The organism is Nocardia sp. NPDC004278, from assembly GCF_053602975.1.
The window spans coordinates 30,348-47,155 of the sequence record NZ_JBSGEQ010000053.1; the positions used below are offsets into that span (position 1 = coordinate 30,348).

Here is a 16,808-nt window from a genome sequence, read left to right on the forward strand (position 1 = left end):
ATCGGCGTTCTCTATAGCCTGTGCACTTGACATTGTCACTGTGTGAAGGCCTTCACTGGCTGTCGGAGGTGGTCCCCATCAACTCGACACACAGCAATCCACAGGACACGCGACTGCTCGACGCACTTGCCGCAGCGAACTCGTCGACGCGGCTGGCGTCGGCTCTGGCAGTCGGCACGCATCCCGAGCCCGGTTTCGTCGATGCGCTCATAGCGCGGTGCGCGATCGAGCCGGACTTCTTCGTGCGCGACATGCTCACCTGGGCGCTGACCCGGCTCCCGTCGGAGATCACGGTTCCGAAATTGCGCGCGGAGCTGCGTTCCGAGCACGCGCAGGCCCGCAGCCAAGCGTTGCACACGCTGTCCAAGATCGGCGATCCGAGCGCGTGGTCGGCGATCACGCGGTCGTTGCTGCACGATGCCGACGACGAGGTCGCGCGGAGTGCATGGCGCGCTGCCGTTGTTCTCGTGCCCGAGGGGGAGCGGGAAGGGCTGGCCGCGGAACTCGCCGGGCAATTCGGCCGTGGCGATCGAGAGGTACGGCTGAGCCTGAGCCGTGCTCTCGTCGCGCTCGGCGACGTGGTCGAGCCGGTCCTCCGGACGGCGATGGCAAGTCACGACCCGACGGTGCGTGTGCATGCCAGCGCCACGGAGCGGCTCTTGCGCGACCCGGATGCCGGATTCGACATGGCCGTCGATGAGGCAAGACGGGTCCTGGCGCTCGGTCCGGACCGGGAGGAGGCAGCGGCATGCTGATCGGCGAGGTGGCGCGCCGCTCGGGGGTGAGCGCCCGAATGCTCAGGCACTACGACGCCCTCGGGCTGGTGCAACCGACCGGCCGCACCGTGGGTGGCTACCGGGAATACTCTCCCGAAGACATCCGCCGGATTCTTCATGTGGAGGGGCTGCGGTCGCTGGGACTGTCGCTGAGTCAAATCGGACGCGCTCTCGACGATTCCGGATTCAGCGCGACCGCACTGGTCGCCGACCTCATCCGAAAGACCGAAGAACGGCTGAACCGGGAGCAGGAACTGCTCGAGCGGCTCCGTACGGTCGATGCGGCCGAGCCCGCCGGCTGGCAGGACGTCCTGCGCATCGTCGAGCTGCTGCACGGACTCGGTTCGCAGAGTGCCGCCCGCCGCCAGCAGGCCGTTCTGGCCCCAGCTGAGGATGTGTCGGTGCCCGCCGAGCTGCTGGCCGAGGCGGTCCTGACCGAATCCGATCCGAACGTTGCTGGGGCCCTGCGCTGGGCACTGGCGCGGGCGGGCGGTGACGGTGTGGCGAGCGTGGCGTCCGGCATGGGCTCAGCAGACGTCGACGTTCGGCGACGCGCGGTCCTGGCCATCGCCGAGCTACCAGGCGGCGAGGCGACCGCGGTGCTCACCGACGCGCTCGGCGATGCGGACAGCACGGTCCGCAGAACTGCGGCACTCGCACTGGGTGCGCGGGGCGTGACCCAGGCTGTGCCAGCACTTCTCGGCGTGGTGATCGAGGGTCCGAACGATGTCGAGGCTGCCGAACTCTTGGGATCGTTGGCACGGGACGCGAACTGGGCAGACCGGATCATGAGTGCGTTGATAGACGAGCTCACCGAACAACCAGCGGACTCGGCAGTGCGGATTCGACTGACCCAGGCACTCGCCGAGATGCCGGGGACCATCGCGCTGGACATCCTGCGGCAACTGGTGCACGACGATGACCGGGCCGTGGCCCTCATCGCCTCGACCCTCGTGGAGCGGATCGAGCAACGGTCCGCCGATCCAAATCGGTGATCATGGCGAATGTCTCCTGATCGGGCCAGCTCGTGCCGGGTTGCGGCGGTCAGCACCGCGGCGGCATTCGGGGTGGAACCGGCGGCGCGCCAGGCGATTACCTGATCCGGGCGGACCAGCAGCGCACCGTCGTGGCCGATGCCGCACAGGTCCGCCGGGAGTTCCGTCGGGTGGTTGTGCTGGTCGCTGGGGAGCACTGCCATCTTCGGCGGGCGAGCATCAGTCCTTCCAGGAGCCGATTCCCGATCCAATCCGACAAGATCCTCGGCCAATACGATCGAATCCTTCCCATGCTTCGAATCCTGCCGCGCAATCCTCTGCAGTCGTCGGTTGACGTGCGATCTTCTCCTGCAACGGCCGACACTCGCGCGAGACCGACGTCACGGCCGCTGGCCTGGGGGCTGCAGCAGTCGTGTTTGCAGTGCCAGATACAGCAGTGCCGCATCGGCGGGCACTGCGAATACCGAGCCGGTGAGCTGTTCTATTCGCTTGAGACGGTGCAGCACGGTGTTGCGGTGCAGGTGCAGGTGCGCGCCGACGGCCGAGGTAGAGCCGCCGAGCTCGTACCAGGCCAGGGCGGTCTGGATGAGAGCGTCGGCGTCGGTGGGGTGGAGTTGGTCGAACGCGGCGAGCGTGTCCGAGAAGATGCCTGTGGCGAGTGCGGGGTTCGCTGCTATCAAGGCACGTGCCGGCGATGAGGCATAAGTGTGGATCCCGGTGTCGGTCGGGCTCAGGCACCGGAAGGCGAGGCGCGCTTGGTCCAGCGCTGCGGGCGCGGAACCGAGGTCGCTGAAGGGTTTGCTGGCGCCGGCTCGCGTCCGTGCGCTGCGTAAGGCGTGGTCGAGTTTCGCTGGGGTGGTTGCGGTGGCGAGGGTGATCCAGTCGTCGGCGAGCAGGGTGCGGACGGTGGTCACTCCGGTTGCGGCGAGGCGGATTTCGCCGACCAGGACGACGAACGTGCCGTGGGCGGGCAGCCGCATTCTTTTGCCCAGGTTCGCCCGCTGCGCCGGGGGGAGGTCGGGATCGAGCAGCGCCAGCAGCAACCGTTGATCGGGCTGGTCGCCTCCGGCAACCAGGGTGCGCCGATAGGTGTCGGCCGCCAAGCACGCATCGGTTGGGTCGTGGGAGGGCGAGGAATGGATGTCGGGCCCCTACGTCGTGTTGGCGAACTTCGGCGCGGTGGCCCGAGAACTCGAGTTGATCGCCGCCGGCAGGTCGTCTGTGGATGGGCTCCGAACCGGAACTGCGCCCGGTGGGCGTACCACGCTGCAGGTCCTGCCCGCTGATATGCGGGAATCGATGCTGCTGCACGGCTTCTCGGCCGTCGCCTCCGCCTTCCGTGCTTGATGGCGGATGGCTCCTCTCGGTCCACTACGCCAACGAATGGAGCTGGCCAATGACGTAGCTGCACCTCGTTCAGAGAGTTCCCCGCAAGAACACCTTCCAGGTCACATCGACAAAAAATTACGATCGGAGTTGCTCATCATGACCACTGCCACTCGCGAACTATTCGAGCGCTACCACGCGTGCTGGGAAGACCGCGACCCGGACCGAATCGTCGAACTCCACACCGACGACTCGGTGTTCCACCTGCACTCGGGCCAGGAACCCGCCCGAGGCCGGGCGGCCATCCGCGAGGCCGCGGCGGAGACGTTCGCCCAGATTCCCGACCTGACATTCCACCTGATCTCGATGCGCGTCGGGGAGGATTTCTGGGCGGTGCAGTTCCAGATGACCGGAACCTCGGCAACCGGCAATCCCGTGCGCGTCGACCTCGCGGACTATGTTCTCGTCGAAAACGGCGCAGTCAAGGAGAAGCACTCCTACGTCGACGGGGTCGCCATCCAGGCCGCACTCGGGTGAACACCCGCTAGAGGGCCTCGGACAAGCTGGTGCCTCAACAGAATTGGCGTAAGTAAGAGTGCCCCGCCCGCAAGGGCGGGGCAGCCCGGCGCGGCCGGTGCGCGGTGTTCGGGTAGATCGTTCAGACGTCGGTGCGGGGCAGTTCGATGATCGCAATGGCTCCGGTCGGGAGGTTCTGATCGATGCGTACGGTGCCGCGGTGTGCGGTGATGATCTCGGCGACGATGGCCAGCCCGAGCCCGGATCCGCCGGTGCCGCGGCCGCGGTCCTGCTGTGGTCGGTAGAAGCGGTCGAAAATGCGTGCGCGGTCGGGCGCGGCGATGCCGGGTCCGTCATCGGCGATTTCGATGTGGGCGTTGCGGTCGTGGCGTCGGAGTCGGACGGTGATGGTGGTGGCGGCGTAGCGGGTGGCGTTGTCGAGCAGGTTGCGCAGCGCGCGCGAGATCTGGGTGGGGTCGCCACTGATGCGAGCGGGTTCGACCGCAATGTCGATGGTCAGTGCGGTGGTGGTTCGGGTGCGGGCGACCTCGGCGGTGAGGATGTCATCGAGGTCGATATCGATGTGCCGCTGGGCCAGGGCGTTTTCGTCGGCGCGGGCGAGCAGCAGCAGGTCGTCGATAAGGTGGCGCATGCGTTGGGCCTCGGGCAGCAGGGTGTCATCGAGCATGGCCGCGTCGAGAATGGTGGGTTGGCCGCGGCCGAGTTCGAGGGCGGCGGTGATGGTGGTCAGTGGGCTGCGTAGTTCGTGGGATGCGTCGCTGATGAAGCGGCGTTGGGCGCTGTGCCCGGCCTCGATCCGCGCCAGCATGTCGTTCATCGTCTCGGCCAGGGCCGCGATTTCGTCGCGCTGCGGTGGTACGGGGACGCGGTCGGTGAGGTCGGCGCTGGTGATGGCGGCGACGCGGGTGCGAATGCGTTCGACCGACCGCAGTGAGCGCCCGACCAGGATGTAGGTGGCCAGTGCGGCGAGCGCGACGATGAACGGGGTGGCGAAAGCGACCAGGGCCGCGACCAGTTTGCTGGTGCGTTCGATTTCTTCCTGGTTGGTCGCGACCACGATGGTGTAGCGGCCGCCGCGCCCGTCGACGGTGGCCGCGCTGACCCGGCCCTCGTCGGCACGGGTCGCTATGGGTAGGTCGTGGACGATGATTCCCGGGGCGGGGCGATCGTCGGTGATCGGGCGGGTGGGGCTGTTGGTGGAGCTCTGCACGACTCGGCCGGTCCGGTCGATGATCTGCACGATAGCGAGCCGGTTGTCGGTTGCCAGCGCGCTGCGATCCAGGTCTGCGGGGGTATCGAGGGCGAGTTGGGCGGTGACCTGGTGGATCCGGTCGGTGGCCGCGTCGTCGGAGGCGGTGATCAAGGAGCGATACAACACGTAGGTCAGCGATAGGGCGGCGATGGCGAGCCCGACGGTGATGACGACCGTAACGATCAGTGCGGACCGTACCCGCAAACCCCAACGTGCGGGGTGGGTGAGGGTTCGGATCAAGCCCGCTGCGGTGTCGGCGAACCGGCGGTGTCGCGGTGCGGCGGCCGAGGATATGTCATCGGGTAGTCGGTTCATTGTGCCCAGCTTCGCGGGATGTGGGCGCGGCGTCGGTGACGGCCGCGCTGACGGTCTGATCAACGCGGTCGAGGACAGCGGACATGCTCCGAGTCTGGGCCCGTGTTGCTGTGGAAACGCTGAGAGCTGCAGCGATCGCCGAGCGGGTTCGGCTGTAATGAACCTGCGGGCGGTGACAGAAGGGCGGTGGTGGTGCGGGTACTGGTGGTCGACGACGAGATCCGACTGGCCGAGACCCTCCGGCGCGGTCTGTCGGCGGAAGGATTCGTCGTCGAAGTCGCACACGACGGAATCGACGGGCTGGAACTGGCCGCGACCGGCGACTTCGACGTGCTGGTGCTCGACATTATGCTGCCGGGCAAACACGGTTACCAGATCGTGCGGGAGCTGCGCGAACGCCGGATATGGACGCCGGTCCTGATGCTCTCGGCCAAAGACGGCGAATACGACCAAGCCGACGCCTTCGATCTCGGCGCCGACGACTACCTGACCAAACCCTTCTCCTTCGTCATCCTCATCGCCCGCCTACGCGCGTTGATCCGCCGCGGCGCACCGGAACGACCCGCGATCCTCACCGCCGGCAGCCTCGCCCTGGATCCAGCGCGGCGAAGTGTCAGCCGCGCCGGACAGGAACTTTCGCTGACCCCGCGCGAATTCAGCGTGCTGGAATACCTGCTGCGCCACCGGGGCGACGTCGTCACCAAATTCGACATCCTGCGCTCGGTCTGGGACGCCAACTACGAAGGCTCCGATAACGTCGTCGAGGTCTACATCGGCTATCTCCGCCGCAAGATCGACACCCCGTTCGGAATGGCCAGCATCGAAACCGTCCGAGGTGTCGGATACCGTCTCCTCGACGCCACCTGACCAGCCAGTTCGAGCACATCCGCAGTGCGATCGGCCGCACCCTTTCAGCGTGCTCTCAGCGGCATCTGGGCAGACTCCGCACCCATGGACGTCGGCACTGGAGAAGGAGAGCACCGATGGTGAAGCACGTGGCTCGAAGTCTGCTCGTCGACTACAAACTTCCCCAGATCACGGTCATGTTCTGGATACTCAAGATCGCCGCGACCACCCTGGGCGAGACCGGCGGTGATCTGCTGGCACAGACACTGAAACTCGGCTATGCACAGGCATCGCTGCTGTTCCTGGCCATCTTCGCGATCAGTGTCCTGACCCAGTTACGGGTCCGCCGATTCCACCCCGCGCTCTACTGGACGGTCATCGCCGCCACCAGCACGGCGGGCACGACCATGTCCGATCTCATCAACCGCGGACCGGGCTCGGACACCTCGACCGACGGCGGCCTCGGCTACGGCGTAGGTGCGCTGCTGCTCATTTCCGGGCTGGCTCTGGTGTTCGCGATCTGGAAGTTCAGCGGGCAGACCTTCGACGTCGCCAACATCACCACCTTCCGCGGGGAACTGCTCTATTGGGCCGCGATCCTGCTGTCCAACACCCTCGGCACCTCCCTCGGGGACTACCTTTCCGACAGCTCCGGCCTCGGTTACTGGGGCAGCGGCTTCCTGATCTTGGTCGTCATGGCGCTGATCCTGGCGGCCCACTACCGCACCGCGGTCTCCGGCGTACTGCTGTTCTGGATGGCGTTCGTCCTCACCCGTCCGCTCGGCGCGACCATGGGCGACTGGCTGTCCAAACCCCACGCCAGCGGCGGACTCGCGCTGGGCACCTATGGCACCTCGGCCGCGCTCCTGGCAATCCTGATCATCGGCATCACCTACAGCTACCGAAAGAGTCAGCGCACGGCCACACCCGAGCACACAGTGGAGCCCGCGCACAACGATGACGCCGACACCGCGTCCGACATCCTCGGTACTCGATAGTCGATAGCTGCCACTCTCCGCCGCCGCAGTCGGCCTCGAGCTTTTCGGCGGCGATACATCTCCGACATGGCGCCGCACCTGGCTGCACAACGGTCACCTGCGGCTTGTGCTCCGCGAGCGCGACCTGTCGCTGTAGCCCGGTGGGGCAGCCGAATTCGACACATCCCTGCCGCACCGGCCGGGCAGCGGTGGCCGAAGCTGCGGCTCGTATCGGATCCGGCAGATCAGGTGCCTCCTGGTCTGCCGGATCCATCTGAAATGGCCTCAGGGGTGGGCTTCGGCGGTGGCCTTGAGGTCTTTCAACCAGGCTTCGAGGCCTGCTCCGAGGAAGGCGGTGGAGGTGGGTATGTCGGCTTCGACCTGTGCGCCGGTCCAGTTCTCTTCGGTGCGCACCAGCACACCGCCGTCGACTTCGGTGAAGTTCCAGACGTGGATGCCGTTGTCGATGCGCAGTCCGTCGCCGATGGCGGGTCCGCTCCAGCGGATGCAATTGCTCTGCTGCATTTGCTGGACGGAGGAAGTGATGGTCAGGGTGGTGGCAGGGGTGGTGGGGCTGGCGGGCACCGGAGTTGTCCACCGAAACTGCGAGCCCGCCCGCAGTGGTCCCTGGTCTAGACGCTTCATGCTGGTGACGGGCTGCTGCCACGAGGGCCAGCGTTCCACGTCGCTCTGCAATTCCCAGATGGTGCTCAGCGGGGCCTTGATAAGGGCCTCGGTCCGGTACCGGATCCGCGCGGCGTCATCGATGCCCGCCCCTTGGCAGGTCAGCGAAGCCGGGTGAGTGAGGTCCCCGGTCGTTGCGGCCTGACTGGTGCTGCCAGTGCGTGTGTCGTTGTTGCCGCTGCTGCACGCGGCGACGGAGGTCAGTGCGACCGCGGCGGCCAGTGGGATCAGGAACAGGGCAGTGCGCGCACCGGCTCGGCGGCGGGGGGTTTGTTGGGTGTTGGACATGGTTGTCTCCTCGTTCGGGTCTCGGGCCGACTTCCCTCGAGTTAGGGCCACTCGATTTAGTTAGAAGCTATAACCAAGAGGTGTGAGTGTCAATAAATAAAGTGATAAGGTCTAACTCGAAGATGCTGCGGAGCCTGACAGGAGGCGGTTGATGGGAGCGGCTGGGACCGGTTCGCGGGAGCGCTATCGAACTCAGGTGTGCGACGAAATCAAGCAGCACGCTTGGGCGCAAATCGCCACGGCGGGCGTATCCGGCTTGTCGCTCAATGCGATTGCCAAACGCGTGGGTATGAGCGGCCCCGCCCTCTACCGGTACTTCGCCAGTCGCGACGAGTTGATCACCGCACTCATCCGCGACGCCTACCGAAGCCTTGCCGACGCTCTGCGCGCCACGTTCGACTCCGGTGCCGACGTGGCCGGGCTGGCCTGCACCGTGCGGGAATGGGCCTTGCGGGACCCGCAGCGGTACTTCCTGATCTACGGCACACCTGTCCCCGGCTACCACGCACCCGAGGACACCACCGAGATCTCATCCGAAATCATGACGGTGCTGATCGAGGCATTCTCCGCGCTGTCCCCGGCGGAGCAGTCGACGCCTTTCGACGCCCACCTCGAGAACCACCGCCGATGGGCCGACGGCCATGCGGTGCCGGCCGCGACGCTGCACCGTGCCATATCTTTTTGGACCCGCCTCCACGGCGTTCTCTCGCTCGAACTCGCGGGCCACTTCACCGGCATGGAGTTCGATCCCGCTTTACTGTTCGCCGACGAAGTGAACACCCTACTGACCCCCTGACCACGACCGGGCCGAGCGGCGGCCCGGCAGCGGCTGTGCCGGCACGATCGCCTCGAATTCGGTCGAACACCCGCGTTGCCGCGTCGTAGTCCCATGGCGCCGACGAAATTCCTTGTCTGCCTTGCTGCCCGGCCCCGATCGGCGCGCCGGGCAGGTCGGTCGGCACAGGAGTCAACCTGAATCAGCAATGACCCGCTCCGAATCCGGATGGCCGTGCGACCCGGCGTCAGGTCGGGCCGAGGCCATCCGGTCAATCCAGGATGCTGGTGCTTCGATCTCGACCAGATCCTCGGGGATGTCCAGGGCCGCAACCCCCAGCAGTGTGGCCGGTGGGACCGGGATAACCCCCAATTTCGGGCTTCGACGGCTGGCCGCTGGAGCATGCACATGCGGCCGGATCGCCGAGGCGCGGCCACAGCCTCGAAAGCTGTTATTACGACCGGAACCCACATCGGCCGAGGTAGGCGATCGAGCAGATCGCAACGACCCTGTCCGGCGAGAGCTGACAAGCGGATACGTCGAACCTCGTCAGCCGGGGTGCGTGTTGTGTCATTCCTCCAAGATCAGTTGCAGTAGCTTGCGCAAGGATTCGCGCTGCTCGGTGGTGAGTCGGACCAATGGGTCTGCGGCGAAGGGCATGCGAGTGCGGAGGTCGGCGGCGGCGGCGCGACCAGCGGGGGTGGCGGCGACGAGTTTGATGCGACGATCGCCCGGGTTCGGGCGGCGTTCGACCAGGCCGCGGGATTCCAGGCGGTCGATGATCGTGGTGACGTTGGAGGGCTCGGCGTGCAGGCGAGCAGCGATGCGGCGCATCGGGACGGGGTCTTCGGCCGCGAGCAGCGCCTTGACCTGGAGCGGGGTCAATTCATGGGCGTTGGCCGCAGCCTCGGATTCTTGTGCATAGCGGCGAGTGATGGCCGCGAAGAGGCCCAGGACCTCGCTGGCCAGCTCATCCGAAGTGTTCGACATAGAAACCATATCTACCAAGATGCTTGACAACGCGTAATGTCACCATACATAGTTATGAATCATAATAGTTATGCAACATAAGCAAGCGAGGGATTTACGAAGATGAGCCCCAAGACCGTCCTGATCACCGGCACCTCCTCTGGCATCGGCCTGGCCACCGCTATCGCCGCCGCAGAGAATGGCTGGCAGGTCATTGCCACCATGCGCGACACGGCCAAGGCGGACGCGCTGCGCGCGGCTGCGGAGACGGCCGGTGTGAGCGTCGAGATCCAGGAGCTGGATGTGACCGACCCTGGCTCGGTCGCGGCCTGCCTGGCCGGGCTCGACCGCCTCGACGCGCTGGTCAACAATGCCGGCTCCGGTCGTCTGGGCACGCTGGAGCAGGAGAGCATCGACGACGTGCGCGCCGTCATGGAGGTCAACTTCTTCGGCGTCCTGCAGGTCACCAAGGCGGCACTGCCCCTGCTCCGCGCGAGCGAAGGACGCGTGGTGACCGTCACCAGCGTGGGCGGTGTGGTGGGCCAGCCGTTCAACGAGGCCTACTGCGCGGCCAAGTTCGCCGTCGAAGGCTTCATGGAGTCGCTGGCGCCGGTGGCGGCGCGAGTCGGTGTGGCCGTCAGCGTGGTCGAGCCGGGAGCGGTGGCCAGCGAATTCGTCAACAATGTGGCTGGCCGTGACGCTGTGCTGGAACAGGTGGGTCCGTATGCGCCCGCGCTGTCGGCCTATCTGGACCGCGCCCGCGGTGCCTTCGCAAACGCACAGACTCCGCAAGACGTGGCGACGCAGATGGTCGAGCTGCTGGCCTGTGAGCGGCCCGCGTTCCGAACGCTTACTTCGGACACCGCGCGCGCTTTCGTCGGGATGAAGCTCGCCGATTTCGACGGTTCGGCCGTACAGGCGATGACCGGCGCTTGGATCGCCTAGCCGCGCATCGCTGTCGGCGGTGAGGATGCTGGTCCGCCTCTCTCACCGCCGACTTCGCGTGAACGCCGACAGATGCGATGTATTCTTACCGTCGTTGTCGTTCAAAGACTTTGACGCGAGGTCGAGTGGTCATCGGAGTCGCCTGCGCTGGGGAACGTGACATTCACGGGCTGTGGGCCGATACCGATGGCGATGGCACGTAGTCGTCCCGAAAAGGCCACGCCGACAGCAATACTCACTGCACACACCGAGGCGTCGTGCTGCCACCGGCAGCCGACCGCCACCGAAGGTGTTTTCCGGGGCTGGTACGGGAAGTTGGCCAGCGGCCGGGTTGGTCCGGTTGAACTGCGCGAGCAGCTGAAATCGCCGCGCACCCACTGCATGGTGGCGTCGGGTTTGGATCGACTGCCCCGGTGCGGGTTATTGGTCTCTGGATCGGCTGGGGCTGGTGCCGGTGTGGTGGCGGAACCATCGGGAGAAGGCGCTGAGTTCGGAGAATCCGAGTTCGGTTGCGATGTCGGTGAGTGTGCGGTCGCGCTGGGTGAGGTAGCGGCGGGCCAGGTCGAGGCGGGTGGTGTCGAGGATGCCGGTGAAGGTTTCCCCGGTGCGGATGAGGTGTCGATGCAGGGTGCGGCGGTCCATGCCGAGCTTTTGGGCGACAGTGGTGGCCGAGCAGTGTTGGGTCGGGAGTAGCGATTCGATGATGGCGCGCACCTGGTCGGCGGTGGATTCGCCCGACGGGGCCAGTGTTTTGAGGTATTCGCGGGCGTAGGGGCGAAGCACAGGGTGGGCGAGTGGATTCGGGGCGTCGAGGTCGCGGGAATAACAGACGATGCCATCGAAGTCCTGGTCGAATTCTATTGACGGACCGAGAATCCGGAGGTGGGTGTCGGGGTCGGTCGGCGCCGCGTGGGTGAAGCAGGCCGATACCGGGTGCCAGGCGTGGCCGAGGAATTCGCGCAGGATCTGGCAGGTCGCGCCGATCGCGAGTTCTACCGATTGCCGGCCCATCGAGATCTGCGGTGCCGCTTGGATGTGGATGGTGGTCAGGCTGTTGGTTTCGGTCAGCCGGGTGCGGAGCGCTTCGTTGTGCAGGCTGACATAGCGGACCACGATGTGTAGCGCGCTGCGGATATCGGGCTCTTCGCGGGCGACCAGGGCGACCGGACCGAGGTTGGACAGGCCACGTCGCTGCGCGAGCCGTAGCCCGAAGTCGATGCAGTCCGTTTCCGCTGCCGAGCGTTCCAGGAGTTGGTCGACTGCTTCGCCGGGCAGCCAGGTGTCGCTGGCGGCCAGTCCCGCGGGACCTATCCCGACCGAGCGCAGCAGCAGCATCGGATCCAGCCCGAGCGATAAGGCCAGATCGACATAGCCGGACAGCACGGCACTGCGAACCATCGTCGCCATGTCCACACCCCTTCTGCATGTCCCAGATCGTCAATCAGATTGACCCGCACAGTCAAGCATATCCGATTTGATGCGCATACCGTGACCGCTATCACATTCCGCGCATCACAGGAGCCGCCGTGACAATCGAGTCCGCACCGCCGTCCCCGTCCACGCCGACCGTCGATGCCATGCATGCCGGGAATAGTTGGAACCCGTTGTGGGACAAGCTGTTCGAGTGGGATCCGGAATGGACCGAGCAGTTCATGTCGATGGGTACTCTCCCGATTCGCCGCGGCGTTCTGACTCCCCAGTTCGTCGAGTTGTTGAGCATCGCGGTCGACGCCGCGTGCACTCATATGTACTCCCCGGGAGTACGCCGACATATCCGCGCCGCCCTCGAGCTCGGGGTCTCCCGTGAGGAGATTCTCGCGGTGCTCGAGCTGACCAGTGTGCTGGGCATTCATGCATGCAATGTCGGTGTGCCGGTTCTTGCCGAAGAGTTCGACGCGTTCGAGCGTCGCCGCGCGGAGCAGCGGTAGAAAACCGCTCCGCACAACCGAATTCGATCAGAATCCAGAAAGGACGATCATGCATTTTCTCGACGATTCGCTGCTACCGGAGAATCAGGAAAAGCTTGTTATTCAGGTGGCCCCGTACGGTCCGGAGTTCTTGCCGGGGGATTCCGATGACATTCCGGTGACGATGGACGAGCAGATCCAGAAGGCGGTGGACTGCTACAACGCGGGCGCGCAGGTGCTGCATGTGCACGTGCGCGAGGCCGATGGTCACGGTTCGAAGCGATTGGAGCTGTTCAACGAGATGCTCGCCCGGCTCCGCGAAGCGGTGCCGGAGATGATCCTGCAGGTCGGCGGGTCGATCTCGTTCGCGCCGCCGGAAGGTGCCGACAAGGCGAAGTGGCTGGACTACGACACCCGTCATATGCTGGCCGATCTCGATCCCAAACCGGATCAGGTCACCATCGCCATCAACACCAGCCAGATGAACATCGTCGAGTTGCTGACCGAGGACGACATCGCGGGTACGTCGCTGCAGAACCCCGTGCTGCACAAGGCATACCGCGACATGGTGATCGAAGCCGGTCCCGACTTCTACATCGAGCACCTGCGGCGGCTGACCGCCGCCGGTATCCAGCCGCATTTCATGCTCGGCTCGATCCATCAGCTCGAAACCGTGGAGCGGTTGATCCGCCGCGGCATCTACACCGGCCCGCTGGTGCTGAACTACGTCGCCATCGGCGGTGGTGCGGCGGGCCTGCATCCGGCGGACCTGCTCGAGTTCATCCGGCGGACTCCCGACGGTTCGGTGCTGACGATCGAGACGATCATGCGCAACGTGACGCCGATGTGCACGATCGCGATCGCGCTGGGCCAGCATGTGCGGGTCGGCATCGAGGACAACCTGTGGGGCCGCAAGGGTGAGCGGCGCACCTCGGTGGAGCAGGTGGAGCAGATGGTCCGGATTGCCGACGAGCTGGGCCGGGGCGTGGCTTCGTGCAAGGAAGCACGCAACATCTACCTGTTCGACGAGGTATACGCCGACACCGACGAGGCGTTGGCGAAGATCGGATTCCCGCCCAACCGCAAAACCGGTCAGGTCGGATTCCTCCACCACGCGTAATCGCGCCGGGCAGCGCGTCGGCTCGCGCGCTGCCCGCTCGCTGCATTCGTCATCGTTCGTACCGGCCCGGGGCCGGTACGCCAGTTCCACCAGGCTCGAGGAAGCGCCATGGATCTCCATACCACCCCCACCGACCCTTCCGCAGATACACCCGCGGCCTCGAGCGCTCGTTCCCGGATCTTTCCGTGGATAGTGTTCGGGTTGACCTTCGGGTTGATGGTGTCGGACTACATGTCCCGCCAGGTGCTGTCGGCGGTGTTTCCGCTGCTGAAATCCGAGTGGGGGCTGTCGGATTCGCAGTTGGGCTCGCTGAGCAGTGTCGTGGCGTTGATGGTGGGCCTGTTGGCATTTCCGCTGTCGCTGGCGGCCGACCGGTGGGGCCGTGTGCGCAGCATGCTGGTCATGGCGACCGTCTGGAGCCTGGCCACCCTGGTCTGTGCGCTGGCCACCGGCTACGGCCAGATGCTCGGCGCGCGTTTCTTGGTCGGAGTCGGCGAAGCCGCATACGGCAGTGTCGGAGCCGCGGTGATGTTATCCGTGTTCGCACCCCGCTTGCGGGCCTCGCTCAGTGGAGCGTTCCTCGCCGGCGGCTCCTTCGGTTCGGTCCTGGGTGTCGCACTGGGCGGTGTCGTCTCCGCACACATCGGCTGGCGGTGGACCTTCGCCGTCATGGCCGCGGTGGGCCTGCTGCTGGTGGCCGCGTTCCGAGTTCTGGTCACCGAATCCGTCCTGAGCCGCCACCAAGTCGCTGAGGCACCGGCGACGGACCCGGGTTCGGCACCGCACAACAGTGCTCGTGCGCCGTTGTCGAGCCTGTTCTCGTCGGTGTCGGTGTGGTGTGCCTACGTTGGCGGCGGACTGCAGTTGTTCGTCGGGGCGTGCTGATGGCCTGGCTGCCCAGCTTCTTCAACCGCTCCTACTCGATGCCCTCGGACCGCGCCGGGCTGGTGGCCGCGATATACGTGCTGCTCATCGGCACCGGAATGATCGTGTGCGGCATCATCACTGACCGGATCGGTCGCACCGATCCGGCCCGCCAGTGGAACAGTGCACTGGTCTACTGCACGATCTCGCTGATCCTGCTGACCGTCGCATTCAGTCTCGACACCGGCACTGCTCAGCTGATCGTCCTAGGGTTGGGGGCATTGACTGCCGCCGGTTCGGCCGGAGCCACGTCCTCGATGGTGGCCAGCCTTACCCACGCCAGCTTGCGTGCCACCGCATTCGCAACGGTTACCTTGGCCAACAACATATTCGGGCTCGCACTCGGCCCGCTCGTGGTCGGCTTCCTCGCCGACCGCTACGGACTGGCCAACGCCTTGCGACTGGTCCCATTGACCTACCTCGGCGCCCTCATTGCGCTGGGCCTCGGCCGCCGTGCCTACCCGGCCGGATTACGCCGTCTGGCCAGGCTCGACGCCCAGCTCACAACCGCCTGAGCGCAACACGCTCGCCCGGCCGACCAGACGGCCGTCATGCTCACCGACACCCCCGATCGAGGTCCCTCCATGCTCAATCTGTCTGTGCTGCTGGAAGATACAGCCCGAAACAATCCGCATCACGACGCGATTGTCGCCGGCGATGACACGCTGACCTACGCCCAAGTCGACGCCGTCGCCAACCAGGTCGCCCACCTGCTCGTCGCCCACGACATCCAGCCGGGTGACAAGGTCGCGCTATCGTGCCCGAATCTGGCCTGGTTCCCGATCATCTACTACGGCATCCTGAAGGCGGGTGCCGTGGTGGTCCCGCTCAACGTCCTGCTCAAGGACCGCGAAATCGCCTACCATCTCGATGATTCCGGCGCCAAAGCCTATTTCTGCTACCAGGGCACCCCCGAGCTGCCGATCGGCGACTACGCCCGCGCCGGTTTCGACCGGGCACCGAGCTGCCGTCACCTGTTCATCATCGACTCACTTGCCCCGCAGTCCGGCCAGATCGCCGGCGACCTGTCCACCGCCGTGCGGGCGCAGCCCACCGAATTCGACGCCCGCTTGCGCGAATCCGGTGACACAGCGGTGATTCTCTACACCTCCGGCACCACCGGCACACCCAAGGGTGCCGAACTGACCCACGCGAACATGCTGTTGAACGCATTCACCGCCAACCGGCAGTTCGACAACAGCCCGGCACGGCACGACCGGCACCTGGTGGTGCTGCCGCTGTTCCACTCCTTCGGGCAGACGGTGAACATGAATGCGGGGTTCTCCGTCGCCGCAACCCTGGTCCTGCAATCGCGTTTCGACGCCGCCACCACACTGACGTTGCTTTACAGCGAACGGATCACCCTGTTCGCCGGTGTGCCGACCATGTACTGGGGGCTGCTGCAGGCCCTCGACGACAGCGTCGAACTCCACCCCATGCACGAGCACCTTCGGTTGGCCGTTTCCGGCGGCGCCGCGCTACCGGTCGAGATTCTGACCCGCTTCCGGCAGCGGTTCGGTGTGGACATCGCCGAAGGCTATGGGTTGTCGGAAACCTCACCGCTGGCCTTGTTCGCCGACTCCGATCACGAGCCGCGCCCGGGGTCGATCGGCCGTCCGGTCTGGGGAGTGCAGGTCCGACTCGTCGATGAGGACTGGAACACCGTCACCGGCAACGATGCCGTCGGTGAGATCGCCATCCGCGGCCACAATGTCATGAAGGGCTATCACAACAGGCCCGACGCCACCGCCGAGGTCATGCGCGACGGCTGGTTCCGCACCGGTGACCTGGCCCAGCGCGATACCGATGGCTACTACTACATCGTCGACCGCGCCAAGGACATGATCGTGCGCGGTGGTCTCAACGTCTATCCCCGGGAAATCGAAGAAATCCTCATGACCCATGAGGCGGTGTCGCTCGCCGCGGTGGTCGGCATCCCACATGAGAGTCACGGCGAGGAAATCAAGGCGTACATCATCGCGGCCCCGGGAACCGCACCGACCGAGGACGCGCTCATCGGATGGGCCAGACAACAGTTGGCGGCCTACAAATACCCCCGCCACATCGAATTCGTTCCCACGCTGCCGATGACGGCCACCGGCAAGATTCTCAAACGCGAACTCCGGATGAATCACTGAAAACCACTGCACGACAACAACTGTCGTGTCCGAA

At 65.6% G+C, this 16,808-nt stretch carries 16 protein-coding genes and 1 pseudogene; 12 read left to right on the forward strand and 5 right to left on the reverse strand.

The genetic code is table 11. The features are described from left to right. Positions 1–68 precede the first annotated feature (68 nt). Both ACWEO2_RS41025 and ACWEO2_RS41030 read left to right on the forward strand, forming a co-directional pair. Positions 69–755, forward strand: a complete 687-nt coding sequence (locus tag ACWEO2_RS41025; RefSeq protein WP_452410330.1) for a HEAT repeat domain-containing protein — start codon at positions 69–71, stop codon at positions 753–755. Further along, positions 749–1,771, forward strand: coding sequence for a HEAT repeat domain-containing protein (locus ACWEO2_RS41030; protein WP_452410317.1), 1,023 nt, complete (start codon positions 749–751; stop codon positions 1,769–1,771). Before ACWEO2_RS41025 ends, ACWEO2_RS41030 begins: the two co-directional genes overlap by 7 nt. 380 nt (positions 1,772–2,151) lie before the next feature. Here the strand turns inward: ACWEO2_RS41030 and ACWEO2_RS41035 are convergent, their stop codons facing one another. Then, positions 2,152–2,874 (reverse strand): PucR family transcriptional regulator, encoded by a 723-nt coding sequence (locus ACWEO2_RS41035; protein WP_452410318.1) that lies wholly within the window; start codon positions 2,872–2,874, stop codon positions 2,152–2,154. Between the two features lie 37 nt (positions 2,875–2,911). Here ACWEO2_RS41035 and ACWEO2_RS41040 point away from each other — a divergent pair, with 37 nt between their 5' ends. Both ACWEO2_RS41040 and ACWEO2_RS41045 read left to right on the forward strand, forming a co-directional pair. Further along, positions 2,912–3,118 (forward strand): hypothetical protein, encoded by a 207-nt coding sequence (locus ACWEO2_RS41040; protein WP_452410319.1) that lies wholly within the window; start codon positions 2,912–2,914, stop codon positions 3,116–3,118. A gap of 138 nt (positions 3,119–3,256) precedes the next feature. Further along, positions 3,257–3,634 carry a nuclear transport factor 2 family protein gene (locus tag ACWEO2_RS41045; RefSeq protein WP_452410320.1) on the forward strand — a complete coding sequence of 126 codons (378 nt, stop codon included), beginning with the start codon at positions 3,257–3,259 and terminating at the stop codon, positions 3,632–3,634. A gap of 121 nt (positions 3,635–3,755) precedes the next feature. Here the strand turns inward: ACWEO2_RS41045 and ACWEO2_RS41050 are convergent, their stop codons facing one another. Beyond that, positions 3,756–5,201 carry a HAMP domain-containing sensor histidine kinase gene (locus ACWEO2_RS41050; RefSeq protein WP_452410321.1) on the reverse strand — a complete coding sequence of 482 codons (1,446 nt, stop codon included), beginning with the start codon at positions 5,199–5,201 and terminating at the stop codon, positions 3,756–3,758. A gap of 192 nt (positions 5,202–5,393) precedes the next feature. On the opposite strand from ACWEO2_RS41050, the gene ACWEO2_RS41055 reads away from it, so the two are divergent. Beyond that, entirely contained in the window at positions 5,394–6,068 is a 675-nt protein-coding gene (locus ACWEO2_RS41055) for a response regulator transcription factor (RefSeq protein ID WP_452410331.1), read from the forward strand. 116 nt (positions 6,069–6,184) lie between these two features. Continuing rightward, entirely contained in the window at positions 6,185–7,045 is an 861-nt protein-coding gene (locus tag ACWEO2_RS41060) for a COG4705 family protein (protein WP_452410322.1), read from the forward strand. A 264-nt stretch (positions 7,046–7,309) separates the two neighbouring features. Here the strand turns inward: ACWEO2_RS41060 and ACWEO2_RS41065 are convergent, their stop codons facing one another. Then, a complete protein-coding gene (locus tag ACWEO2_RS41065; protein WP_452410323.1) occupies positions 7,310–7,996 on the reverse strand; it encodes an SRPBCC family protein in 687 nt (228 codons plus the stop codon). 151 nt (positions 7,997–8,147) lie between these two features. On the opposite strand from ACWEO2_RS41065, the gene ACWEO2_RS41070 reads away from it, so the two are divergent. Then, positions 8,148–8,792, forward strand: coding sequence for a TetR/AcrR family transcriptional regulator (locus tag ACWEO2_RS41070; RefSeq protein ID WP_452410324.1), 645 nt, complete (start codon positions 8,148–8,150; stop codon positions 8,790–8,792). Positions 8,793–9,341: 549 nt separating this feature from the next. Here the strand turns inward: ACWEO2_RS41070 and ACWEO2_RS41075 are convergent. Continuing rightward, a complete protein-coding gene (locus ACWEO2_RS41075; protein ID WP_452410325.1) occupies positions 9,342–9,761 on the reverse strand; it encodes a MarR family winged helix-turn-helix transcriptional regulator in 420 nt (139 codons plus the stop codon). 102 nt (positions 9,762–9,863) lie between these two features. Between ACWEO2_RS41075 and ACWEO2_RS41080 the strand changes: the two genes are divergently transcribed. Beyond that, a complete protein-coding gene (locus tag ACWEO2_RS41080) occupies positions 9,864–10,685 on the forward strand; it encodes an SDR family NAD(P)-dependent oxidoreductase (RefSeq protein ID WP_452410326.1) in 822 nt (273 codons plus the stop codon). Between the two features lie 420 nt (positions 10,686–11,105). On the opposite strand, the gene ACWEO2_RS41085 is transcribed toward ACWEO2_RS41080, so the two are convergent. Continuing rightward, positions 11,106–12,092, reverse strand: coding sequence for an AraC family transcriptional regulator (locus tag ACWEO2_RS41085; protein WP_452410327.1), 987 nt, complete (start codon positions 12,090–12,092; stop codon positions 11,106–11,108). A gap of 170 nt (positions 12,093–12,262) precedes the next feature. Between ACWEO2_RS41085 and ACWEO2_RS41090 the strand changes: the two genes are divergently transcribed. From ACWEO2_RS41090 to ACWEO2_RS41105, 4 genes and pseudogenes are all read left to right on the forward strand, one after another. Beyond that, positions 12,263–12,613: a carboxymuconolactone decarboxylase family protein gene (locus tag ACWEO2_RS41090; RefSeq protein WP_452410332.1), complete on the forward strand. Its 351-nt coding sequence runs from the start codon at positions 12,263–12,265 to the stop codon at positions 12,611–12,613. Between the two features lie 49 nt (positions 12,614–12,662). Beyond that, complete coding sequence (locus ACWEO2_RS41095; RefSeq protein ID WP_452410328.1) at positions 12,663–13,712, forward strand: 3-keto-5-aminohexanoate cleavage protein; 1,050 nt, start codon at positions 12,663–12,665, stop codon at positions 13,710–13,712. A 108-nt stretch (positions 13,713–13,820) separates the two neighbouring features. After that, a pseudogene (locus ACWEO2_RS41100) lies at positions 13,821–15,151 on the forward strand (MFS transporter). 69 nt (positions 15,152–15,220) lie between these two features. Next, positions 15,221–16,774: a long-chain-fatty-acid--CoA ligase gene (locus ACWEO2_RS41105; protein ID WP_452410329.1), complete on the forward strand. Its 1,554-nt coding sequence runs from the start codon at positions 15,221–15,223 to the stop codon at positions 16,772–16,774. The last annotated feature ends 34 nt before the right edge of the window (positions 16,775–16,808 follow it).

Excerpts from the sequence above, each read along its gene's own strand:
- ACWEO2_RS41030 (WP_452410317.1), top strand. The coding sequence starts at position 749 with ATGCTGATCGGCGAGGTGGCGCGCCGCTCGGGGGTGAGCGCCCGAATG.
- ACWEO2_RS41040 (WP_452410319.1), top strand. The coding sequence starts at position 2,912 with ATGTCGGGCCCCTACGTCGTGTTGGCGAACTTCGGCGCGGTGGCCCGA.
- ACWEO2_RS41045 (WP_452410320.1), top strand. The coding sequence starts at position 3,257 with ATGACCACTGCCACTCGCGAACTATTCGAGCGCTACCACGCGTGCTGG.
- ACWEO2_RS41050 (WP_452410321.1), bottom strand. The coding sequence starts at position 5,201 with ATGAACCGACTACCCGATGACATATCCTCGGCCGCCGCACCGCGACAC.
- ACWEO2_RS41060 (WP_452410322.1), top strand. The coding sequence starts at position 6,185 with ATGGTGAAGCACGTGGCTCGAAGTCTGCTCGTCGACTACAAACTTCCC.
- ACWEO2_RS41065 (WP_452410323.1), bottom strand. The coding sequence starts at position 7,996 with ATGTCCAACACCCAACAAACCCCCCGCCGCCGAGCCGGTGCGCGCACT.
- ACWEO2_RS41070 (WP_452410324.1), top strand. The coding sequence starts at position 8,148 with ATGGGAGCGGCTGGGACCGGTTCGCGGGAGCGCTATCGAACTCAGGTG.
- ACWEO2_RS41075 (WP_452410325.1), bottom strand. The coding sequence starts at position 9,761 with ATGTCGAACACTTCGGATGAGCTGGCCAGCGAGGTCCTGGGCCTCTTC.
- ACWEO2_RS41080 (WP_452410326.1), top strand. The coding sequence starts at position 9,864 with ATGAGCCCCAAGACCGTCCTGATCACCGGCACCTCCTCTGGCATCGGC.
- ACWEO2_RS41085 (WP_452410327.1), bottom strand. The coding sequence starts at position 12,092 with ATGGCGACGATGGTTCGCAGTGCCGTGCTGTCCGGCTATGTCGATCTG.
- ACWEO2_RS41090 (WP_452410332.1), top strand. The coding sequence starts at position 12,263 with ATGCATGCCGGGAATAGTTGGAACCCGTTGTGGGACAAGCTGTTCGAG.
- ACWEO2_RS41095 (WP_452410328.1), top strand. The coding sequence starts at position 12,663 with ATGCATTTTCTCGACGATTCGCTGCTACCGGAGAATCAGGAAAAGCTT.
- ACWEO2_RS41105 (WP_452410329.1), top strand. The coding sequence starts at position 15,221 with ATGCTCAATCTGTCTGTGCTGCTGGAAGATACAGCCCGAAACAATCCG.